This is a genomic window from Thiomicrorhabdus sp. Kp2, assembly GCF_000478585.1.
Taxonomy (GTDB): Bacteria; Pseudomonadota; Gammaproteobacteria; order Thiomicrospirales; family Thiomicrospiraceae; genus Thiomicrorhabdus.
Genome location: NZ_ARWI01000001.1, coordinates 2,533,729 through 2,548,925, shown reverse-complemented (window position 1 = coordinate 2,548,925; position 15,197 = coordinate 2,533,729). Strand labels below are relative to the sequence as shown.

Sequence of the window (15,197 nt, the reverse complement as noted above, 5' to 3'; positions counted from 1 at the left end):
CAAGTCAGAGTTTTATCAAATAGCTAAAGCCAAAATAAAGCGATTTGAGCGACTTTAATACAAAACCTAAGCATTGGGTTAGGTTAAAAAGACTTAAACGTTTGCTGAAAAATTTAAACGGGTTTTAAGTAATATTTACTTAGTTTTGTTTGATTATTTAATTATTATTAACTTATACTCTTTAATGCTAATTGTTAAGGAGAAATACTAATGCCAGGATCAGGTATTAAAAATATTGAATACTTTGCTGAAAAAAGAACTCTGAGAATACATCAAGAGTTTCATTACACAACTCTTGAACCCGTACCTATAGATGATGTAATTTCATCATTGCAAGGTTTAAAGGTATTGTTGAAAGCATCTCCAAGAATTATTCAAGGTTTCATTCCTGATATAGATATTCAAGGTGTTGATATCTATGTTGAAGAAATTAAAGATGGCTCTTTACTAGACTTACTTAAAATAGATATCGTTTTTGGTGGTGAAGACCATTATCAGAAATTTAGAGAAATGGTCCAAAAATGGTCTGCAAAGAAATATAATGCCGATCCAAATGATCCTGATCAGGTTGAACAATATGAGAAAGAAATTATGAAAAGGTTCTTATACTTTGTGGGTGCGGTTACGATTTCATCTGGTATTACCTATGCAATTGCGACATCAGGTTCTGATCAAGCTAGCCAAACTACAGTAAATGTTCATGACAACACTATTATTAACTTTGGTGCAGGTGAGTTTGATATGACTGGAGATCAAATTAAAGCCATTGTTAAGTCTGCCACTCAAGATAAACAAAAGGAAATCGCAAAGGCGGCAATCAAAGCGATTAAGCCTGCAAAACAAGATGATCAAGCAACTCTTGATATTGGTGGCATAACAGAGGTCTCATTCTCTCAAGAAGTCGTAAAAGCTGTTCCAGCTAAATATACTCCGCCAATGCCAACAGAACAGACGGCTGATTACCAGAATGCTGATGTTGTTATTTATGCTAGTGATATCGGTCAACGTCGTAAAGTCTGGGCTGGCATTGTTCCTGGCATTATCGATGACAGAGTCAAATTTTTATTATCAGACGATTTAGATCCATCAAAAATTCATGGAAACCTGCGTTTTAAGGCTGATATATCAGTAATTAAAAAATTTAGTAAAGCGGAAAATAAATACATTATCGATTCTGTTCTTATTAAATCTACCAATCTATAAAAACTTATCAAGCCCTTGATATCCACCACTTTTTCCATGCTTCTAAACTGGAGGCATGGAAAAGCACACTACCCTTACAACTCTTAAAGCACTTTGCTCACATCAGTCTTCTGACCTGAGAGCGGCGCTTAACTTTGAAATAGCCCAAGAGGCTCAATCCGTTGTACCTGAATGGATTGAGTTAATCCCTGCTGGTAACGTGATTACTGGCCGTGATGGCCGTTCTTGGAAAAATCCCAACCCTCAACAAATCGTTCAGGCATTTCATGCCAACCAAGCCGATATTCCTATCGATATCGAACACGCGACAGAACTCAAAGCACCTAATGGTGAACCTGCTCCCGCTATTGGCTGGATTAAAGAGTTAGTTATTCGTGATGGTGCCGTATTTGGGCGGGTTGAATGGACTGAAAATGGGCACTCAATTGTGTCCTCTAAACAGTACCGCTACCTATCACCTGTCTTTTTGTATACCAAGGACGATTTTGAGATTGTCCGCATTACCAGTATTGGTCTGACCAATAACCACAACCTATTTTTAAAAGCTCTAAACCAATCCCAAAACCAAAACCTACTGGAGGATACCATGGACTTAAAAGCCCTGGCAAAAGCTCTTGGTTTGCCTGAAAACGCGTCTTTTGAAGATGTGCTTAGTGCAGCCAATCAATTAAAGTCTGATCATCAGACTGCTCTTAACCATGCTCAAAACCCATCGCTGGATAAGTTTGTGCCACGTGCTGACTATTCCCAAATGGAACAGCGTGCCATCAATGCCGAGAAGACTTTGGCAGCCAATCAAGCACAAGCCATCAATGCTCAAATCGACCAAGCGGTTGATCAAGCGCTACAAGATGGAAAAATTGCCCCTGCAACCGTCGATTATCACAAAGCAGCCTGCCAGCAAGAAGGTGGACTAGAACGCTTTAAGGCCTTTGTTGAAAAATCCCCTGTTATTGCTGCAGACACCTCAATGAATGATGGCAGAGATGCTAGTCAGGACAAAGCACTCAATGCCGAACAACAAGCTGTAGCCACGGCTTTTGGTAATAGTGCTGAAGATCTTAATAAGTACGCTAAACAAGGAGTTTAATCATGCCTTTATCTCAAGATCGAAACACGCATCAGCAAGCCGCTGAACTCTTGGCCATTCCTGTAGCATCAGCTTCCGTGATTCATGGCGGTGCCTTAGTGGTACTAAATGCTACGGGATTTGCGGCAGCAGGTTCTGCCGCGACTGGATTGATCTATGTTGGTCGTGCTGAACAATCGGCTGATAACTCAGCAGGTGCTGATGGCGATATCACAGTAACGGTGCGTCGCAAGACTGCCTTTAAATGGAAAAACCAAGCGGGTGACCTGGTCACACAAGCCCAGCTTTTAAAACCCTGCTATATCGTCGATGACGAAACCGTAGCGGCTACCGATGCAACTGGTACGCGTTCTGTTGCTGGTGTTGTAGTAGGTATTGATTCAGACGGCGTCTGGGTTGAGTAACGATTAAATAAGGAGACAACACATGTTAGTCAATAAAAGTACTCTGAGCGCCATCTTTCAAAACCTGAAAGCTACGTTCAATAAAGCATTTGAAACCGCACCCGTCGTTTGGCCAAAAGTGGCAATGAGAGTGCCTTCTACAACATCCGAGAACAGCTACGCTTGGTTAAGCCGTTTTCCACGTATGCGTAAATGGGTTGGCGAAAAGCACATCAAACAACTTGAAGCCCACAAATACACCATCGTCAACGATGACTTTGAAGCAACGGTTGAAGTTGATCGTAACGATATCGAAGACGATCAATTAGGTATCTATGGTCCGCAAGCACAAATGGCAGGCGAATCGGCTAAAAACCTACCTGATGAGCTGATTTCAGAGCTGGTGGATAAAGCCTTTGAAACGTTATGTTATGACGGCCAATACTTCTTTGATACCGATCATGAAGTTAAGGGGCAAAGTGTTAGCAACAAAGGGGTAGCGGCTTTATCTATTACCACTTTAGCAGCGGCACAAGCCTCTTATGGTGCTGCACGCACAGCACTAAAAAACATGAAAGACGAAGAAGGTCGTTCATTGAATGTAACGCCAAATGTTCTAGCGGTACCACCTGCATTGGAAGATATTGCTAAGACATTAATGACAGCTGATCGTTTAGAAGATGGCAAGGTCAATATCTATAAAGGGACGGCTGAGGTTGTTGTTATGCCTGGTCTTACATCAAGTACTGCTTGGTTCTTGTTAGATACAACCAAAGCGATTAAGCCTTTCATTCTTCAAGTGCGTAAAGAACCCGTACCTGTCGCTATGACAGATATCAATAGCGATATTGTCTTTACTAAGAAGAAATTCCTATTCGGTGCTGAAGCCCGCATGGCGGTAGGTTATGGTTTCTGGCAAATGGCTTATGGCTCTACTGGTCAAGGCTAATTAACCATTCCCCATCAGCTCTAACAGGGCTGGTGGTATTTGAAAGAAAAGGAATAACTTCATGAAAAAAACAATAATTGTAACCTCTGTTGCACTTAGCTTTCGTCGAGCTGGAATGACCTTTACTCGTCAGGAAACACGCCTACCAGTAGAAACATTAACGGAAGACGTTGTTAAAGCTTTGAAAGCGGAAAAAAACCTAGTGGTGCGTGAGTCTGAACAAGTTGAAGACACGAATGCATCATCACAATCAGAGCAGGCATCGGATCAGCAGCACGCTGAAACAAAACAGAAGGCACTGGCTGATTTGATTGCCGATTTAGATAAAGCTGATAGCGATTTGTGGACAGGCGATGGCAAACCTCAAATCAAAACGCTAGAGGCCATGTTGGGCGATAAAGTTTCTGCCGCTGAACGTGATGCTGCACTAGATTTACTTGCTTCAACGGCAAACGAATAAGGCATAAGTAATGAACTACGCAACTCAGATAGATATTGAAAACCGTTATGGAACAGATTCACTCCTAGTAGTGGCTGATCGTAATGATGATCAAGTGGTCGATGCCGAAGTCGTTACGGCGGCTTTGGAAGATGCCAGTGCGGAAATTGACTCCTATGTAGGGGTTAAGTATGCACTGCCATTAGCCACCGTACCACGAGTACTCTCTCAGTTATGCGTAGACATCGCCTTTTATAAACTCAGTGCTGATGCCGATATGGCTACCGAAGAACGCCGCCAGCGTTACGACGATGCCATTGGTCTGCTAAAGCGCTTTAGCCGAGGTGAGGTCACTTTAGGGTTACCTCAGCCTCCCCAAACAAATAACGGCGTGGCTTACATTCAATCTAAGCCACGACGTTTTAAACGATAGATACTGAATATGGCTGGTGTTGGACTCCACTTTGATAATACCGATTTGCAACAAGCGCAGATCAAGCTAAACGGTTTATTGGATCGTAATGCACAAAGCGAGTTACTCGATACGATTGGATCCATAACAGAGAGCCAAACCCGTCGCCGCATCAGTGAAGAAAAACAGAGCCCAGACGGAGCACCTTGGGCGGAATGGACAGATGACTATGCACAAACTCGTCACTCTGGCCATAGCCTACTGGAAAACGAAGGTGAGCTACTTGATAGCATTCAGCACCAATCGTCTGGCAGTGAAGTCATCACTGGCTCTAACTTAATCTATGCCGCCATACAGCATTACGGCGGTGCAGAAGTTGGGCGTCCTGGACTAGTAGCACGTCCTTATTTAGGACTTAGCCAAAACAACCGAGATGAGCTCGAAAGCGTATTGGAAAACTGGATGCAAGGATTGATGCAATGAGCACAACGAATGAACTGTTAACAGCGATTAAAACGGAATTTAAGAACCGTTTAAACGCCCTTAAAACCTGTGAAATTCATCCTGGTCGATTCAATCTACAGGAGCTAAAGCGTTTAAGTGCTAAAACGCCAGCACTGTTAGTGAGCTCATTAGGTACTGTCAAGGTGAATAACCCTGGCACAGGAGAGGCAAAGCCCGTTAAACAGCTAGTTGTTTATATCGTCACCAAAACAACTGCACAGCTCAGTGCTGAAGAGGCATGTCGTAATTTGGTGGATGCGATTGAGCATTATCTCGAGTCAGAGTCACCGCGCTGGGGTGTGAACGGAACAGGCCAGCCACAAGCAATCCGTTCAGACAACCTCTACTCAAGCGAGGTAGATAAAAACGGTGTCATGCTTTGGGCGATTACCTGGCAGCAGCATTTAACGCTAGGCGAAAGCCTGTTTATTGAAGATGGCACACTCCCTTCTCAGCTTTATGTTGGTGATAACACAGGGAGTTATGAACCACTATGAAGTCTGTTCCTGGAAGCTTTGACAGTTTTGAAGGTTTAGAAGACTTAGCCAGACGCTTAAGCAATTTAGTGCGAATGGGCACGATTGAATCAGCTGATTACAATGCCGCTAAAGTGAAAGTGAAGTACGGCAAAGATAGTCAAGGCGGTGATTTAGTAACTGGCTGGCTTCGCTGGATAGCAGATCGTGCAGGCGATGACAGAGACTGGGATGCCCCTGAGGTTGGTGAGCAAGTGATGGTGATATCACCTAATGGCGATATGCGGCTTGGTGTCGTTTTTCCAGCGATCTATCAAGATGCACACGCTGCACCGGCTAACTCAAAAGATGTACATAGACGCGTTTATAAGGACGGTGCGGTAATTGAATATAACCGTGCCACACACTGTCTATCAGCCACCTTGCCAAGTGGCGGTACCACCGAGTTAACGAGTCCAGGTGGTGTACAGATCAATGGCCCAACCACAATTAATGGTGAAGTAACGATTAACGGAAACACACAGGTAAATGGCGGCGATGTTAAAGCCGACGATATCAGTCTTAAATATCACAATACGGATGATTCTTTGGGAGGTGCTTGTTCTAAGCCAAAACCATAATGGTGGCCAGACTATAGGCACTAAAAAACAATCACAGTAACGTAAAGGAGTCAGCGATGACGCAAACAAAACAATCATACAAGGTTTTAAAGCCACTGAACCTGGAGCATAAGCCATATCAAAAAGATGAAACCGTGTCCCTCTATCCCAAGCAGGCCACTTACTTAGTTTTGGGTGGGTTTTTAGAACCCATTAAAACGACTCAGTCAACCAAAACCAAAACACCAACAGCTAGCAAGGCAAAGGAGTAACCCATGCCAGAACAATTTTTACACGGGGTCGAGGTCGTTGAAATTGACAACGGTGCACGCCCGATTAGAACCGTTAAATCATCCGTTGTGGGTGTGGTTGGCACGGCTCCCGATGCTGATGCCACTGCCTTCCCATTAAATACTCCTGTATTAATTGCAGGCTCTCGTATTGAAGCGGCCAAGCTTGATATGGTTGGTAGCGGTAATGGCACTTTGCCAGCCGCTATGGATGATATCTTTGACCAGGTCGGCGCTATGATTGTGGTTATTCGTGTCGATGAGGGGTTGGATGCAGCTGCTACCAAAAGCAATGTGATTGGTGGAGTCGATGTAAGCACAGGTAGCTATACAGGTATTCAAGCTTTATTGGCTGCAGAGAGTATTGCCAAAGTGACACCACGCATTTTAATTACGCCTGGCTTCTCTCATGATCAAGCGGTATTGGCGGATTTAGTGCCTATTGCAGAACGTTTACGAGCGGTGATTATTGCTGATGGCCCTAACACTAATGATGCCGATGCAATCACTTACCGTGAGCTGCAAGGTTCCAAGCGTGCATTTATTGTTGATCCTTGGGTTAAGACTTGGGACACCGTGACTAGCTCAGAGATTATTCGCCCTGCTTCGGCTCGGGTGGCTGGCATGATTGCCAAGTCAGACAATGAGCGTGGCTTCTGGTGGTCGCCATCTAACCGCGAAATGCTAGGTATTATCGGTACCGCCCGTGCAGTGGACTTTACCCTTGGCGATGTCAATGCTCGAGCTAACTATCTAAACGAAAACGAAGTAGCCACCATTATTCAAAAAGATGGCTATCGTTTATGGGGTAACCGCACTTGTTCATCTGATCCTAAATGGGCGTTTTTGTCTGTGGTGCGTACCGCAGATATGATTAATGACAGTCTGTTGCGTGCACATATGTGGGCGGTCGATCGCAATATCACTAAAACCTATGTTGAAGATGTGACCGAAGGTGTGAATAACTATCTGCGTCATCTAACCAATATTGGAGCCATTTTGGGTGGTCAGGCCTGGGCAGATCCTGAACTGAACAGTATTGATCAAATTCAGCAAGGCAAGGTCTATTTTGATTTTGACTTTACACCGCCTTATCCAGCAGAACACATTACCTTCCGTTCACACATGGTGGGCGACTATATTGAGGAGATTTTTAAATGAGTGAGAATATACTGAAAGATTTTAACGTCGCAGTTGATGGTAAAGGCTATGCGGGCATGGCCACAGAGTTGGTATTGCCCAAACTTGACATTGTTACCGAGGATATTCGTGCTGCAGGAATGGATACTTCAGAAGCGGTGGATATGGGCATGGAACCCATGGAGGCGGAAATCACGTTAAGCGGTTACGATGTTGCCCTGCTTAAACTTTGGGGGGTTAATGGTGGTAGCGTGCCATTAACTGCACGAGGTGGCTTGCAATCTGAAGATGGTACTGTTAAGGCTGTTGCCGTAAATTTGCAAGGCAAGATGGTTGGTTTGGATATGGCCACTTGGAAACCAGGTGAACTCAATCCTAAAAAGATGAAGATGAAGGTCAAATACTACAAGTTGACCATAGATGGCGATGAGATTATCGAGATTGATGTGCCGAACATGGTACGTAAGATTGGTGGTGTTGATCAGCTTGCTGAAATTCGTGCCGCCCTTGGCCTATAACCCAAAGATATAAAGGAAATTAGAATGTCTAAAACCATTACAGTCAAACTACCGATTGCCCAAAAAATTGGCGGCAATAAAGTGGAAAAAATCACCTTACGCAAGCCAATGGCAGGCGAACTACGTGGGTTAAACATGTTGGATTTAGTGCGTATGGACGTGACCGCAATTGGTACCGTTTTACCACGAATCAGTGACCCACTTATTACCGCTGATGACTTTGCCACCTTAGAAAGCGAAAACCTCATGGAATTGTCAGGGGAGATTGCGGGTTTTTTTACGGGCAGTCCATCCCAGACCAAGTAGATAACGTCATGGCGGCCATTGCCGCTGTATTTCATTGGCCGCCACGTGAGATGGCGGCCATGTCAATTGAAGAGCTAATGGGATGGTTTGCTAAAGCAAAAGCGGTTCTAGAAGCTCAACACTCATCACTCACCTAATCCATTTTTGGAGGCCTTATGAACGACATGAAACTGGCGATGATTATTAGCCTGGTGGATAAGGTTTCAAAGCCACTAAAAAAAGTGGCTGCCTCTACAGGCAAGCTCAACAAGATTACCGATTACGCCAACAAGCTGGCTTCTAAAACCAAACAAAGCGGACTAGTCACCTACTACCGTAAACTCTCTAATGTGACCGATAATGCCGCCCGTATTCAACAAAAGTTGGGTCGTGCCCTGGACAGTATTCGCAATAAGGCATCTCAAGTAAGTGGTCATTTTAAAAGGCTCACTCAGGCAGGTGGCGATTTTGCCAGTCGATTCAGTAAGGCTTTTGCCATTGGTGGTGCCACAATTGGGGCAGGTATATTCGGTTTTAAACGCACCTTTATTGATACCGCGGCCACCTTTGAGCAATACGAAGCCACATTAAAAATTGTAGAAGGCTCAAGCACTAAGGCCAAAGCCTCGATGGATTGGATTTCAAACTTTGCGGTTAAAACCCCTTACGAGCTTAATGATGTAACAGAGGCATTTGTGCGTTTACGCTCTTATGGGCTGGATCCAACCAACGGTTTGCTTATGACGCTGGGCGATACATCCAGTGCGATGGGCAAGCCGCTCATGCAGTCTGTCGAAGCCATTGCCGATGCTGTAACTGGTCAGAATGAGAGACTAAGAGAGTTCGGTGTTACAGCCTCAACCGCGGGTAATGTAATCTCATATGAATACACGGCCAAAGATGGTACCACCAAAGTATTACAAGCTTTAAAAGGCGATCGAGAACAGATTCAAAAGGTACTGTCGGGTATTTGGAATGAGAAATACGCAGGTGCTCAGAATGCCCAATCAAAAACTTTTATTGGAATTATGTCAAACCTATCTGATCAGTGGGTTCGCTTTCAGCAGATGGTGATGAGCTCTGGTGTATTTGAACACATCAAATCCAAGCTGCAAGGCGTCTTAACCAAGATAGATCAAATGGCAAAGAACGGTCAGTTGCAAGTCATTGCTGAGCGGTTTGGTAAAGGCTTAATTAAGACTTTTGATTCGTTATGGAATTGGGCAGGAAAACTCTACAACGGCTTTGATGGTTTTGTAGACAAAGCCAATGACGTAGCAGAGATGATGGGCGGTTGGGAAAATACCATTATGGCCATAATCGCCTTACCGTTACTGCCTGCCATTGCGACGTTTATACAGGCCTTTACGATGTTATCGGTCGCCATTTTAGCGAACCCTGTTGGTTTGGTTATTGCCGCGATTGTAGCCGCTGCCGCTCTCATCATACTCAACTGGGATAAGGTCAAAGCCTTTTTTGAAACCATATGGGATAGCGTTAAAAGTAAATGGCTGGCGTTTTCAAACTGGGTGAGAAGTATTTGGGAGAACCCTAAGCAAGCCTGGAGTGATTTTTTAGGCTGGATTAATGGCTTTTTAAATAAGCTTTCAAGCCCATTTAAAACCTTGATGGAATACGGTTCCAAACTAAAAAGTATTTTTGGTTTTGATGAAGAACAAAAACTAACACAGAGAGTGCAGCAGGTTGTTGAGCCTGCTAAAAAAGCGGCACAAGCCGTAGCACTGACGTCGGTGGTAGCAACCTCCCCTGCGATGGCTTCTGCTCCAATGCCAAGCTCTCAAGCCGCACCGATTAGAGTAGAGGTGAATGCTCCGATTACGATCAGTGGTGACGCTGCTCGCATGGGGGATATTGGACCGCAAATTGAACAACATATTCAAGCGGCGGTAGAAAAAGCAATTCAAGAGGCTTTAAGAGGTAGAAATGGCTGATTTTCAATACGATGATGTAGTAAGCAGCTTGCGTGATTTATCACGTATTAGAGAAGGTTTTGAGGCCGTTGCTGGGCAACTCAGTCACTCGGGTGCGGTCATGATGATGCTGGGGCCATTTATGTTTGCTATGGATACAGCAGCTTATCAGTCACTTAACCGTAATACTGAATATAAATGGGCGGATCAAGAGCGTATAGGCAACCGCCCAATGAGTCAGTTTACAGGGATTGGTAAAGACAGCTTAGAACTGGAGGGCGTTATTTACCCGCACTATAAAGGTGGCTTACATCAGATTCAAGGTATGCGTGAGTTAGCAGGCCTGGGTAAACCTCTGCCAATGGTGGATGGTACAGGTAAGATTTGGGGTGAATGGGCGATTGAGCAAGTGCAAGAAACCATGCGTGTACTCATTAAGAATGGTGCACCTATGAAAATAGAGTTTAGATTAACCCTAAAATATTACAGCCGTGAAACCAGTTCAAGTGTGGCTAAGTCAGTGAATGAACAGCTTGGAGCCTTACTATGAAATACCGTAGCCAAGACGGCGATACGTTGGATTTGATTTGCCACCATTACTATGGGGCAACCAGTGGTTATGTGGAACAGGTCTTGGAAGCGAACCCCAAGCTGGCAAACCATGTAGTGCTACCAGCAGGTGTATTGGTTGAACTACCAGAATTGACCAGGCTGGAGTCGCCAGAAGAACAGTCAGGAATTTGGAGTTAAGACACCCCTTTTTCAATCTTGAAAGGTTTGATTTTATCGTTAGGAATGGGGTCGCCAAATTGTTTTGGAATGACTTCTTGGCAGCGGAAGTAATAGGCATCGCCAGTTTTTAGGTTCGTAACTCTATGTGCATATTCATAAACTCCATAAAGCCAACCTGTTCTTAGATAGTACTGGCACTGTATGCCTAGTTCTTCATATGGGAAGTCGCTTGAAGAGACAATTGTTTTATCCCCATTTAAGTCGTCAGAAGTTCTCATCTGGAGAAGCTCCCACTTGGTTTCAGGCTTTGTTTTATTACAACCCTGCAAAGCAAACAAAGTAGTTAAAGCAATTAACAATACAAATACGTTTTTCATCTAATCAACCTCATTTTTTCGCACCTTAACATTATTCAGGAGAATAAACAAATGACACCAATGTTTAAACTTATTGTAACAACTAAGCCTGAATCAAAGTCACAAGATGTTACTGACAAAATACATAATCGGGTAGTTTCTATTAGGGCAATTGACTTGCCAGGAGTAACAAGCGATTACGTGGAAATCATTCTTGATGATGCAGTCGGAAACCTAAAACGCGAAGACTTTGGTTCTGAATTTGAAGTAAGCCTGGGTTTTGAAGGTGAAAAACTGGTTAAAGTTGGGACTTATATTTTTGATGAAGTGACGTTTGAAGGTCACCCAATGAAAATGCGATTATTAGCCTCATCTGTGGATTTTTTAAATAACCTTAAGTCCTCAACCTCTAAGACTTGGTCTGATACGACATTGGGTGAAATTGTGAGTACTATCGCCAAAAAATACGGTTACACACCGAGTATATCTGATGCTTTGGCCAGTAAGCCCATCGAGCAGCTAGATCAAACATCCGAATCGGACTTGCAGCTGCTTAACCGCCTGGCATCCACCTATGGAGCCATATTTAAAGCAGTACAAGGCTTTATGATATTTAAGCCTAAAGGCAATGGGTTGAGTGTGTCAGGTACACCTCTTAACGCTGTTTATATTGAGCCTGGCATGGTAACTCGTTGGCAGGTCAATGACCGAGGTCGTCCACGCTATGGTGCAATACGTGCCAGCTATTATGATTACAATGCGGCTTTGGTTAAATATGTAACGGTGGGTGGTGGCGATGTGGTTGAGGAGCTAAAAACAACCTATGCGTCTGAAGAGGAAGCTTATTCACATGCGGCTGCCAGATTGCAAGATCGTACTATGGCAACGGTGGATGGTTATTTATCGCTGCCAGCTACACCAAAAGTTATCAAGGGGCTGATATCCGAAGGTGTGCTGGAACTTGCTAAATTTAGAACCAGTGTTGATGGTCGCTATCACATTACACGTGTCGAGCATACGTTAACTAAGCAGAGTGGCTATCAACTGAAAGTAGAATTCAGCAAACAGTGGACGGGTTATAAGAAGTGATTGGCATGAATAGAACAACGGGCAAGGTTTTAAGTGGTATTGACCACTTACGCCAACGCATTGCCGATGTTCTGACAACACCAATGGGTACCCGTGTTATGCGTCGAGACTATGGTTCACGGGTATTTGAGTTAATTGATAATCCAATGAACGAACGCTTTAAAGTTGAGATTACTATGGCCGTTTATGAGGCATTTAAAAGCCCTGTAAACGGTTTATATGATTTAACTTTAATCAGCGTCTCTGTCACGGCCAACACAAGCGGCCAATCTTTTATAGACATTGAAGGTAAATACGTCCCCACTGGTGAAATGCTGAAGCTTGAACAAATTGCATTGTAATTTTGAGGTTTTCAGATGGCTGGTGAATTCACAGCGGTTGACTTATCTAAGCTACCAGCACCAAGCGTGGTGGAATCGCTATCTTTTGAACAGATTTTTGCTGAGATGCTGGATGATATTCAGCAACGCTCAAGCACATTTACTGCATTGGTGGAATCTGACCCTGTCTACAAAGTACTTGAAGTGGCTGCCTATCGTGAACTGCTTATTCGCCAAAGAGTAAACGAAGCATCAAAAGCAGTTATGTTGGCCTATTCCAGTGACTCTGATTTAGATAACTTAGGTGCTCTATTTGGTGTTAATCGCTTGGTAATTGATGCAGGCGATGAGACCGCAACCCCACCAATACTTCCAACCTATGAAGCCGATAATGACTTTAGGTACCGCATCCAACTCTCACTAGAAGGTTACTCAACCGCTGGCCCTGAAGGAGCTTATGTTTTTCATGCTTTGTCCGCGGATGCTGATGTATTAGACACAAGTGCAACCAGTCCTGCACCTGGCGAAGTGTTAGTAACGGTATTATCTCGCACCAGCGATGGCACAGCCAATCAAACCTTGCTCGATGCCGTTGATGCTGTGCTTTCCGCAGACGATGTACGCCCATTAACCGATGCCGTCACCGTGCAAAGTGCCACTATTGTGCCTTACACCATTGAAGCCACGCTCTATTTTTATGCTGGCCCTGGATCAGAACAAGTGATGGCACAAGCACAAACGGCAGCTGAAACTTACACAGCTAATCAACACCGTATTGGCTTAGATGTCACCTTGTCTGGTATCTATGCCGCACTGCATCAACCAGGCGTGCAACGTGTAGAGCTGGTTCAGCCAGTCGCCAATATTGTGGTAGATCGTCAAAGCGCAACCTACTGCACAGCAATCACCTTAACCGATGGTGGTCTTGATGAGTGATAAAACAACGCTATTGCCACCCAATGCCACCGAGCAAGAACGTGCCATCGAGCAAACCACCGCACGCCTTGAAGACGTACCCATTGGCATTCGTGATCTATGGAACCCTGATACCTGTCCACAAGAGTTATTGCCATGGCTGGCCTGGTCGTTTTCATTAGATGCTTGGAAAAGCTACTGGCCTGAAGAGGTCAAACGTGCACGCATCAAACAAGCCGTAGCCATACAACGCAAAAAAGGCACATCCCAATCCGTCCGCGATGTAGTAGCCAGTTTTGGCGGTGGCTTGTCACTCAAAGAGTGGTGGCAAACCCAACCAAAAGGCACACCGCACACCTTTGAAGTCGTGCTCACATTAGGTAGCGGTGCACCCACTACGGCAGAATACCAGCAAGACGTAATAGACGCTATTACTCAAACAAAACCAGTGCGCTCGCATTTTACCTTTGTGCTTGGTATTACTGCATTAGGTGGCATCGGCTTTCAAAGCATTTTAAGAACCATGACACACCGCCGCCTACAGGCAGTAGAAGCACCCTATACAGGCGGCCTAGGCTTAGACGGCTATGCACGCCCAATGAACCATTTACGATTAACCGCAACAGAGGCAATTTAACATGTCTATTAGTTTAATAATCACAGACGCAGGCCGTGCCGAAGTTATCAATGCCGATAACACAGGTACAGGCCCTGTCACATTAACCGAGGTCGCGCTGGGTACAGGCATTGCCGCAAGTAATCCAACCCAAACCGCTTTGCAAGCCGAATTTAAACGCCTAACCACCATCAGCGGATTAGCCGTGGCGGATGACACTATCCACGTCACCGTGCGCGACGAAACCAATGCAGAATACAGCTTTTCAGAGTTCGGGATTTTCACCGACTCAGGCACGCTGTTCGCCGTCTATTCCGCACCAGCAGACATCATGCAAAAAGCCGCCGCGTCATCACTCAATATGGCGCTGGATGTAGTATTAGGCACGCTCGATGCCAATACCGTGACTTTTGGCGATACAAACTTCGCAAACCCGCCAGCGAGTGAGACGGTTAGCGGTGTTTCAAAAGTGGCTACACAAACAGAAACCAATACTGGCACGGACGACACTAAATTTGTCACGCCTAAAAAACTCAAAGCATGGGTAAAACAGGCGACCGAATCCGTAATTGGTATGCTGAAAATAGCCACCCAAGCGCAAACCGATGCTGGTATAGATGATACCGTAGCAGTAACACCTAAGAAAATGAGATTCGGATTTTTAATACAAAAAGCACTTCCAGGATATATTGTATTTCCATCATGGTTAGGCGGGTTTATTATACAGTGGTCATTTATCCCCTTTACATCATCAGCCGTACAGGTATGGACTTACCCAATATCGTTCCCCACTGCTTGCATTAATGTTTCCGGCCTTATGTTTAATGCCGGTGCAAGCCCGTACCTTTCCATAGAGAGCGCGCCGACAACAGCGAATGTTTCCTTGCGTAACTCCACTGGGGCAGTGGCTATAAACGGCTACGTTATCGCATTCGGATATTAAAAGGATT

Annotated in this window: 23 protein-coding genes; 22 read left to right on the top strand and 1 reads right to left on the bottom strand. The window is 44.6% G+C overall.

The features are described 5' to 3' along the window. The first annotated feature begins 210 nt into the window (after positions 1-210). From A379_RS11560 to A379_RS11485, 17 genes are all read left to right on the top strand, one after another. Entirely contained in the window at positions 211-1,203 is a 993-nt protein-coding gene (locus tag A379_RS11560) for a hypothetical protein (RefSeq protein ID WP_040728233.1), read from the top strand. A gap of 55 nt (positions 1,204-1,258) precedes the next feature. Then, positions 1,259-2,293: a phage protease gene (locus tag A379_RS11555; RefSeq protein ID WP_081696414.1), complete on the top strand. Its 1,035-nt coding sequence runs from the start codon at positions 1,259-1,261 to the stop codon at positions 2,291-2,293. Between the two features lie 2 nt (positions 2,294-2,295). After that, complete coding sequence (locus tag A379_RS11550; protein ID WP_040728231.1) at positions 2,296-2,697, top strand: hypothetical protein; 402 nt, start codon at positions 2,296-2,298, stop codon at positions 2,695-2,697. A 22-nt stretch (positions 2,698-2,719) separates the two neighbouring features. Further along, positions 2,720-3,625, top strand: coding sequence for a Mu-like prophage major head subunit gpT family protein (locus A379_RS11545; protein WP_040728230.1), 906 nt, complete (start codon positions 2,720-2,722; stop codon positions 3,623-3,625). 61 nt (positions 3,626-3,686) lie between these two features. After that, complete coding sequence (locus tag A379_RS11540; protein ID WP_040728228.1) at positions 3,687-4,085, top strand: HI1506-related protein; 399 nt, start codon at positions 3,687-3,689, stop codon at positions 4,083-4,085. Between the two features lie 10 nt (positions 4,086-4,095). Next, positions 4,096-4,497, top strand: a complete 402-nt coding sequence (locus A379_RS11535; protein WP_040728227.1) for a gp436 family protein — start codon at positions 4,096-4,098, stop codon at positions 4,495-4,497. A 9-nt stretch (positions 4,498-4,506) separates the two neighbouring features. Then, positions 4,507-4,959: a phage virion morphogenesis protein gene (locus tag A379_RS12865; protein ID WP_051145190.1), complete on the top strand. Its 453-nt coding sequence runs from the start codon at positions 4,507-4,509 to the stop codon at positions 4,957-4,959. Next, positions 4,956-5,477, top strand: coding sequence for a hypothetical protein (locus A379_RS11525; RefSeq protein ID WP_040728225.1), 522 nt, complete (start codon positions 4,956-4,958; stop codon positions 5,475-5,477). The genes A379_RS12865 and A379_RS11525 overlap by 4 nt, the downstream gene beginning before the upstream one ends. After that, the gene (locus A379_RS11520; RefSeq protein ID WP_051145189.1) at positions 5,474-6,076 is read left to right on the top strand and encodes a phage baseplate assembly protein V; all 603 of its coding nucleotides are present in this window, start codon (positions 5,474-5,476) and stop codon (positions 6,074-6,076) included. The genes A379_RS11525 and A379_RS11520 overlap by 4 nt, the downstream gene beginning before the upstream one ends. A 56-nt stretch (positions 6,077-6,132) precedes the next feature. Continuing rightward, complete coding sequence (locus tag A379_RS11515; protein WP_040728224.1) at positions 6,133-6,327, top strand: hypothetical protein; 195 nt, start codon at positions 6,133-6,135, stop codon at positions 6,325-6,327. 3 nt (positions 6,328-6,330) lie between these two features. After that, complete coding sequence (locus tag A379_RS11510) at positions 6,331-7,506, top strand: phage tail sheath subtilisin-like domain-containing protein (protein WP_040728223.1); 1,176 nt, start codon at positions 6,331-6,333, stop codon at positions 7,504-7,506. Next, the gene (locus tag A379_RS11505) at positions 7,503-8,003 is read left to right on the top strand and encodes a phage major tail tube protein (RefSeq protein WP_040728222.1); all 501 of its coding nucleotides are present in this window, start codon (positions 7,503-7,505) and stop codon (positions 8,001-8,003) included. Before A379_RS11510 ends, A379_RS11505 begins: the two co-directional genes overlap by 4 nt. Positions 8,004-8,027: 24 nt before the next feature. Continuing rightward, a complete protein-coding gene (locus tag A379_RS11500) occupies positions 8,028-8,309 on the top strand; it encodes a phage tail assembly protein (protein ID WP_051145188.1) in 282 nt (93 codons plus the stop codon). Between the two features lie 8 nt (positions 8,310-8,317). Then, a complete protein-coding gene (locus tag A379_RS12970) occupies positions 8,318-8,446 on the top strand; it encodes a GpE family phage tail protein (protein WP_081696413.1) in 129 nt (42 codons plus the stop codon). An 18-nt stretch (positions 8,447-8,464) separates the two neighbouring features. Then, positions 8,465-10,240 carry a tape measure protein gene (locus A379_RS12860; protein WP_051145187.1) on the top strand — a complete coding sequence of 592 codons (1,776 nt, stop codon included), beginning with the start codon at positions 8,465-8,467 and terminating at the stop codon, positions 10,238-10,240. Then, positions 10,233-10,769 (top strand): phage tail protein, encoded by a 537-nt coding sequence (locus A379_RS11490; protein WP_198525680.1) that lies wholly within the window; start codon positions 10,233-10,235, stop codon positions 10,767-10,769. The genes A379_RS12860 and A379_RS11490 overlap by 8 nt, the downstream gene beginning before the upstream one ends. Then, positions 10,766-10,969 (top strand): tail protein X, encoded by a 204-nt coding sequence (locus A379_RS11485; protein WP_040728219.1) that lies wholly within the window; start codon positions 10,766-10,768, stop codon positions 10,967-10,969. The genes A379_RS11490 and A379_RS11485 overlap by 4 nt, the downstream gene beginning before the upstream one ends. Here A379_RS11485 and A379_RS11480 read toward each other — a convergent pair. Continuing rightward, complete coding sequence (locus A379_RS11480; protein WP_040728217.1) at positions 10,966-11,328, bottom strand: hypothetical protein; 363 nt, start codon at positions 11,326-11,328, stop codon at positions 10,966-10,968. The genes A379_RS11485 and A379_RS11480 overlap by 4 nt on opposite strands. Positions 11,329-11,379: 51 nt before the next feature. Between A379_RS11480 and A379_RS11475 the strand changes: the two genes are divergently transcribed. Genes A379_RS11475 through A379_RS11455 form a run of 5 tightly spaced genes read left to right on the top strand, consistent with a single transcriptional unit; the run spans position 11,380 to position 15,190 of the window. Next, positions 11,380-12,396: a phage late control D family protein gene (locus A379_RS11475; protein WP_040728215.1), complete on the top strand. Its 1,017-nt coding sequence runs from the start codon at positions 11,380-11,382 to the stop codon at positions 12,394-12,396. 5 nt (positions 12,397-12,401) lie between these two features. Then, positions 12,402-12,737 (top strand): GPW/gp25 family protein, encoded by a 336-nt coding sequence (locus A379_RS11470; protein ID WP_051145186.1) that lies wholly within the window; start codon positions 12,402-12,404, stop codon positions 12,735-12,737. 15 nt (positions 12,738-12,752) lie between these two features. Then, complete coding sequence (locus A379_RS11465; protein WP_040728213.1) at positions 12,753-13,652, top strand: baseplate J/gp47 family protein; 900 nt, start codon at positions 12,753-12,755, stop codon at positions 13,650-13,652. Continuing rightward, positions 13,645-14,268 carry a phage tail protein I gene (locus A379_RS11460; protein WP_081696412.1) on the top strand — a complete coding sequence of 208 codons (624 nt, stop codon included), beginning with the start codon at positions 13,645-13,647 and terminating at the stop codon, positions 14,266-14,268. The genes A379_RS11465 and A379_RS11460 overlap by 8 nt, the downstream gene beginning before the upstream one ends. Before the next feature lies 1 nt (position 14,269). After that, positions 14,270-15,190, top strand: a complete 921-nt coding sequence (locus A379_RS11455; RefSeq protein ID WP_040728211.1) for a phage tail protein — start codon at positions 14,270-14,272, stop codon at positions 15,188-15,190. Positions 15,191-15,197: the final 7 nt, after the last annotated feature.

Bases quoted from the DNA above. Each gene is read 5' to 3' on its own strand.
- A379_RS12865 (WP_051145190.1), top strand. From the start codon at position 4,507: ATGGCTGGTGTTGGACTCCACTTTGATAATACCGATTTGCAACAAGCG.
- A379_RS11485 (WP_040728219.1), top strand. From the start codon at position 10,766: ATGAAATACCGTAGCCAAGACGGCGATACGTTGGATTTGATTTGCCAC.
- A379_RS11515 (WP_040728224.1), top strand. From the start codon at position 6,133: ATGACGCAAACAAAACAATCATACAAGGTTTTAAAGCCACTGAACCTG.
- A379_RS11550 (WP_040728231.1), top strand. From the start codon at position 2,296: ATGCCTTTATCTCAAGATCGAAACACGCATCAGCAAGCCGCTGAACTC.
- A379_RS11560 (WP_040728233.1), top strand. From the start codon at position 211: ATGCCAGGATCAGGTATTAAAAATATTGAATACTTTGCTGAAAAAAGA.
- A379_RS11540 (WP_040728228.1), top strand. From the start codon at position 3,687: ATGAAAAAAACAATAATTGTAACCTCTGTTGCACTTAGCTTTCGTCGA.
- A379_RS11455 (WP_040728211.1), top strand. From the start codon at position 14,270: ATGTCTATTAGTTTAATAATCACAGACGCAGGCCGTGCCGAAGTTATC.
- A379_RS11520 (WP_051145189.1), top strand. From the start codon at position 5,474: ATGAAGTCTGTTCCTGGAAGCTTTGACAGTTTTGAAGGTTTAGAAGAC.
- A379_RS11525 (WP_040728225.1), top strand. From the start codon at position 4,956: ATGAGCACAACGAATGAACTGTTAACAGCGATTAAAACGGAATTTAAG.
- A379_RS11490 (WP_198525680.1), top strand. From the start codon at position 10,233: ATGGCTGATTTTCAATACGATGATGTAGTAAGCAGCTTGCGTGATTTA.
- A379_RS11470 (WP_051145186.1), top strand. From the start codon at position 12,402: ATGAATAGAACAACGGGCAAGGTTTTAAGTGGTATTGACCACTTACGC.
- A379_RS12970 (WP_081696413.1), top strand. From the start codon at position 8,318: ATGGCGGCCATTGCCGCTGTATTTCATTGGCCGCCACGTGAGATGGCG.
- A379_RS12860 (WP_051145187.1), top strand. From the start codon at position 8,465: ATGAACGACATGAAACTGGCGATGATTATTAGCCTGGTGGATAAGGTT.
- A379_RS11535 (WP_040728227.1), top strand. From the start codon at position 4,096: ATGAACTACGCAACTCAGATAGATATTGAAAACCGTTATGGAACAGAT.
- A379_RS11555 (WP_081696414.1), top strand. From the start codon at position 1,259: ATGGAAAAGCACACTACCCTTACAACTCTTAAAGCACTTTGCTCACAT.
- A379_RS11510 (WP_040728223.1), top strand. From the start codon at position 6,331: ATGCCAGAACAATTTTTACACGGGGTCGAGGTCGTTGAAATTGACAAC.
- A379_RS11545 (WP_040728230.1), top strand. From the start codon at position 2,720: ATGTTAGTCAATAAAAGTACTCTGAGCGCCATCTTTCAAAACCTGAAA.
- A379_RS11460 (WP_081696412.1), top strand. From the start codon at position 13,645: ATGAGTGATAAAACAACGCTATTGCCACCCAATGCCACCGAGCAAGAA.
- A379_RS11505 (WP_040728222.1), top strand. From the start codon at position 7,503: ATGAGTGAGAATATACTGAAAGATTTTAACGTCGCAGTTGATGGTAAA.
- A379_RS11465 (WP_040728213.1), top strand. From the start codon at position 12,753: ATGGCTGGTGAATTCACAGCGGTTGACTTATCTAAGCTACCAGCACCA.
- A379_RS11480 (WP_040728217.1), bottom strand. From the start codon at position 11,328: ATGAAAAACGTATTTGTATTGTTAATTGCTTTAACTACTTTGTTTGCT.
- A379_RS11475 (WP_040728215.1), top strand. From the start codon at position 11,380: ATGACACCAATGTTTAAACTTATTGTAACAACTAAGCCTGAATCAAAG.
- A379_RS11500 (WP_051145188.1), top strand. From the start codon at position 8,028: ATGTCTAAAACCATTACAGTCAAACTACCGATTGCCCAAAAAATTGGC.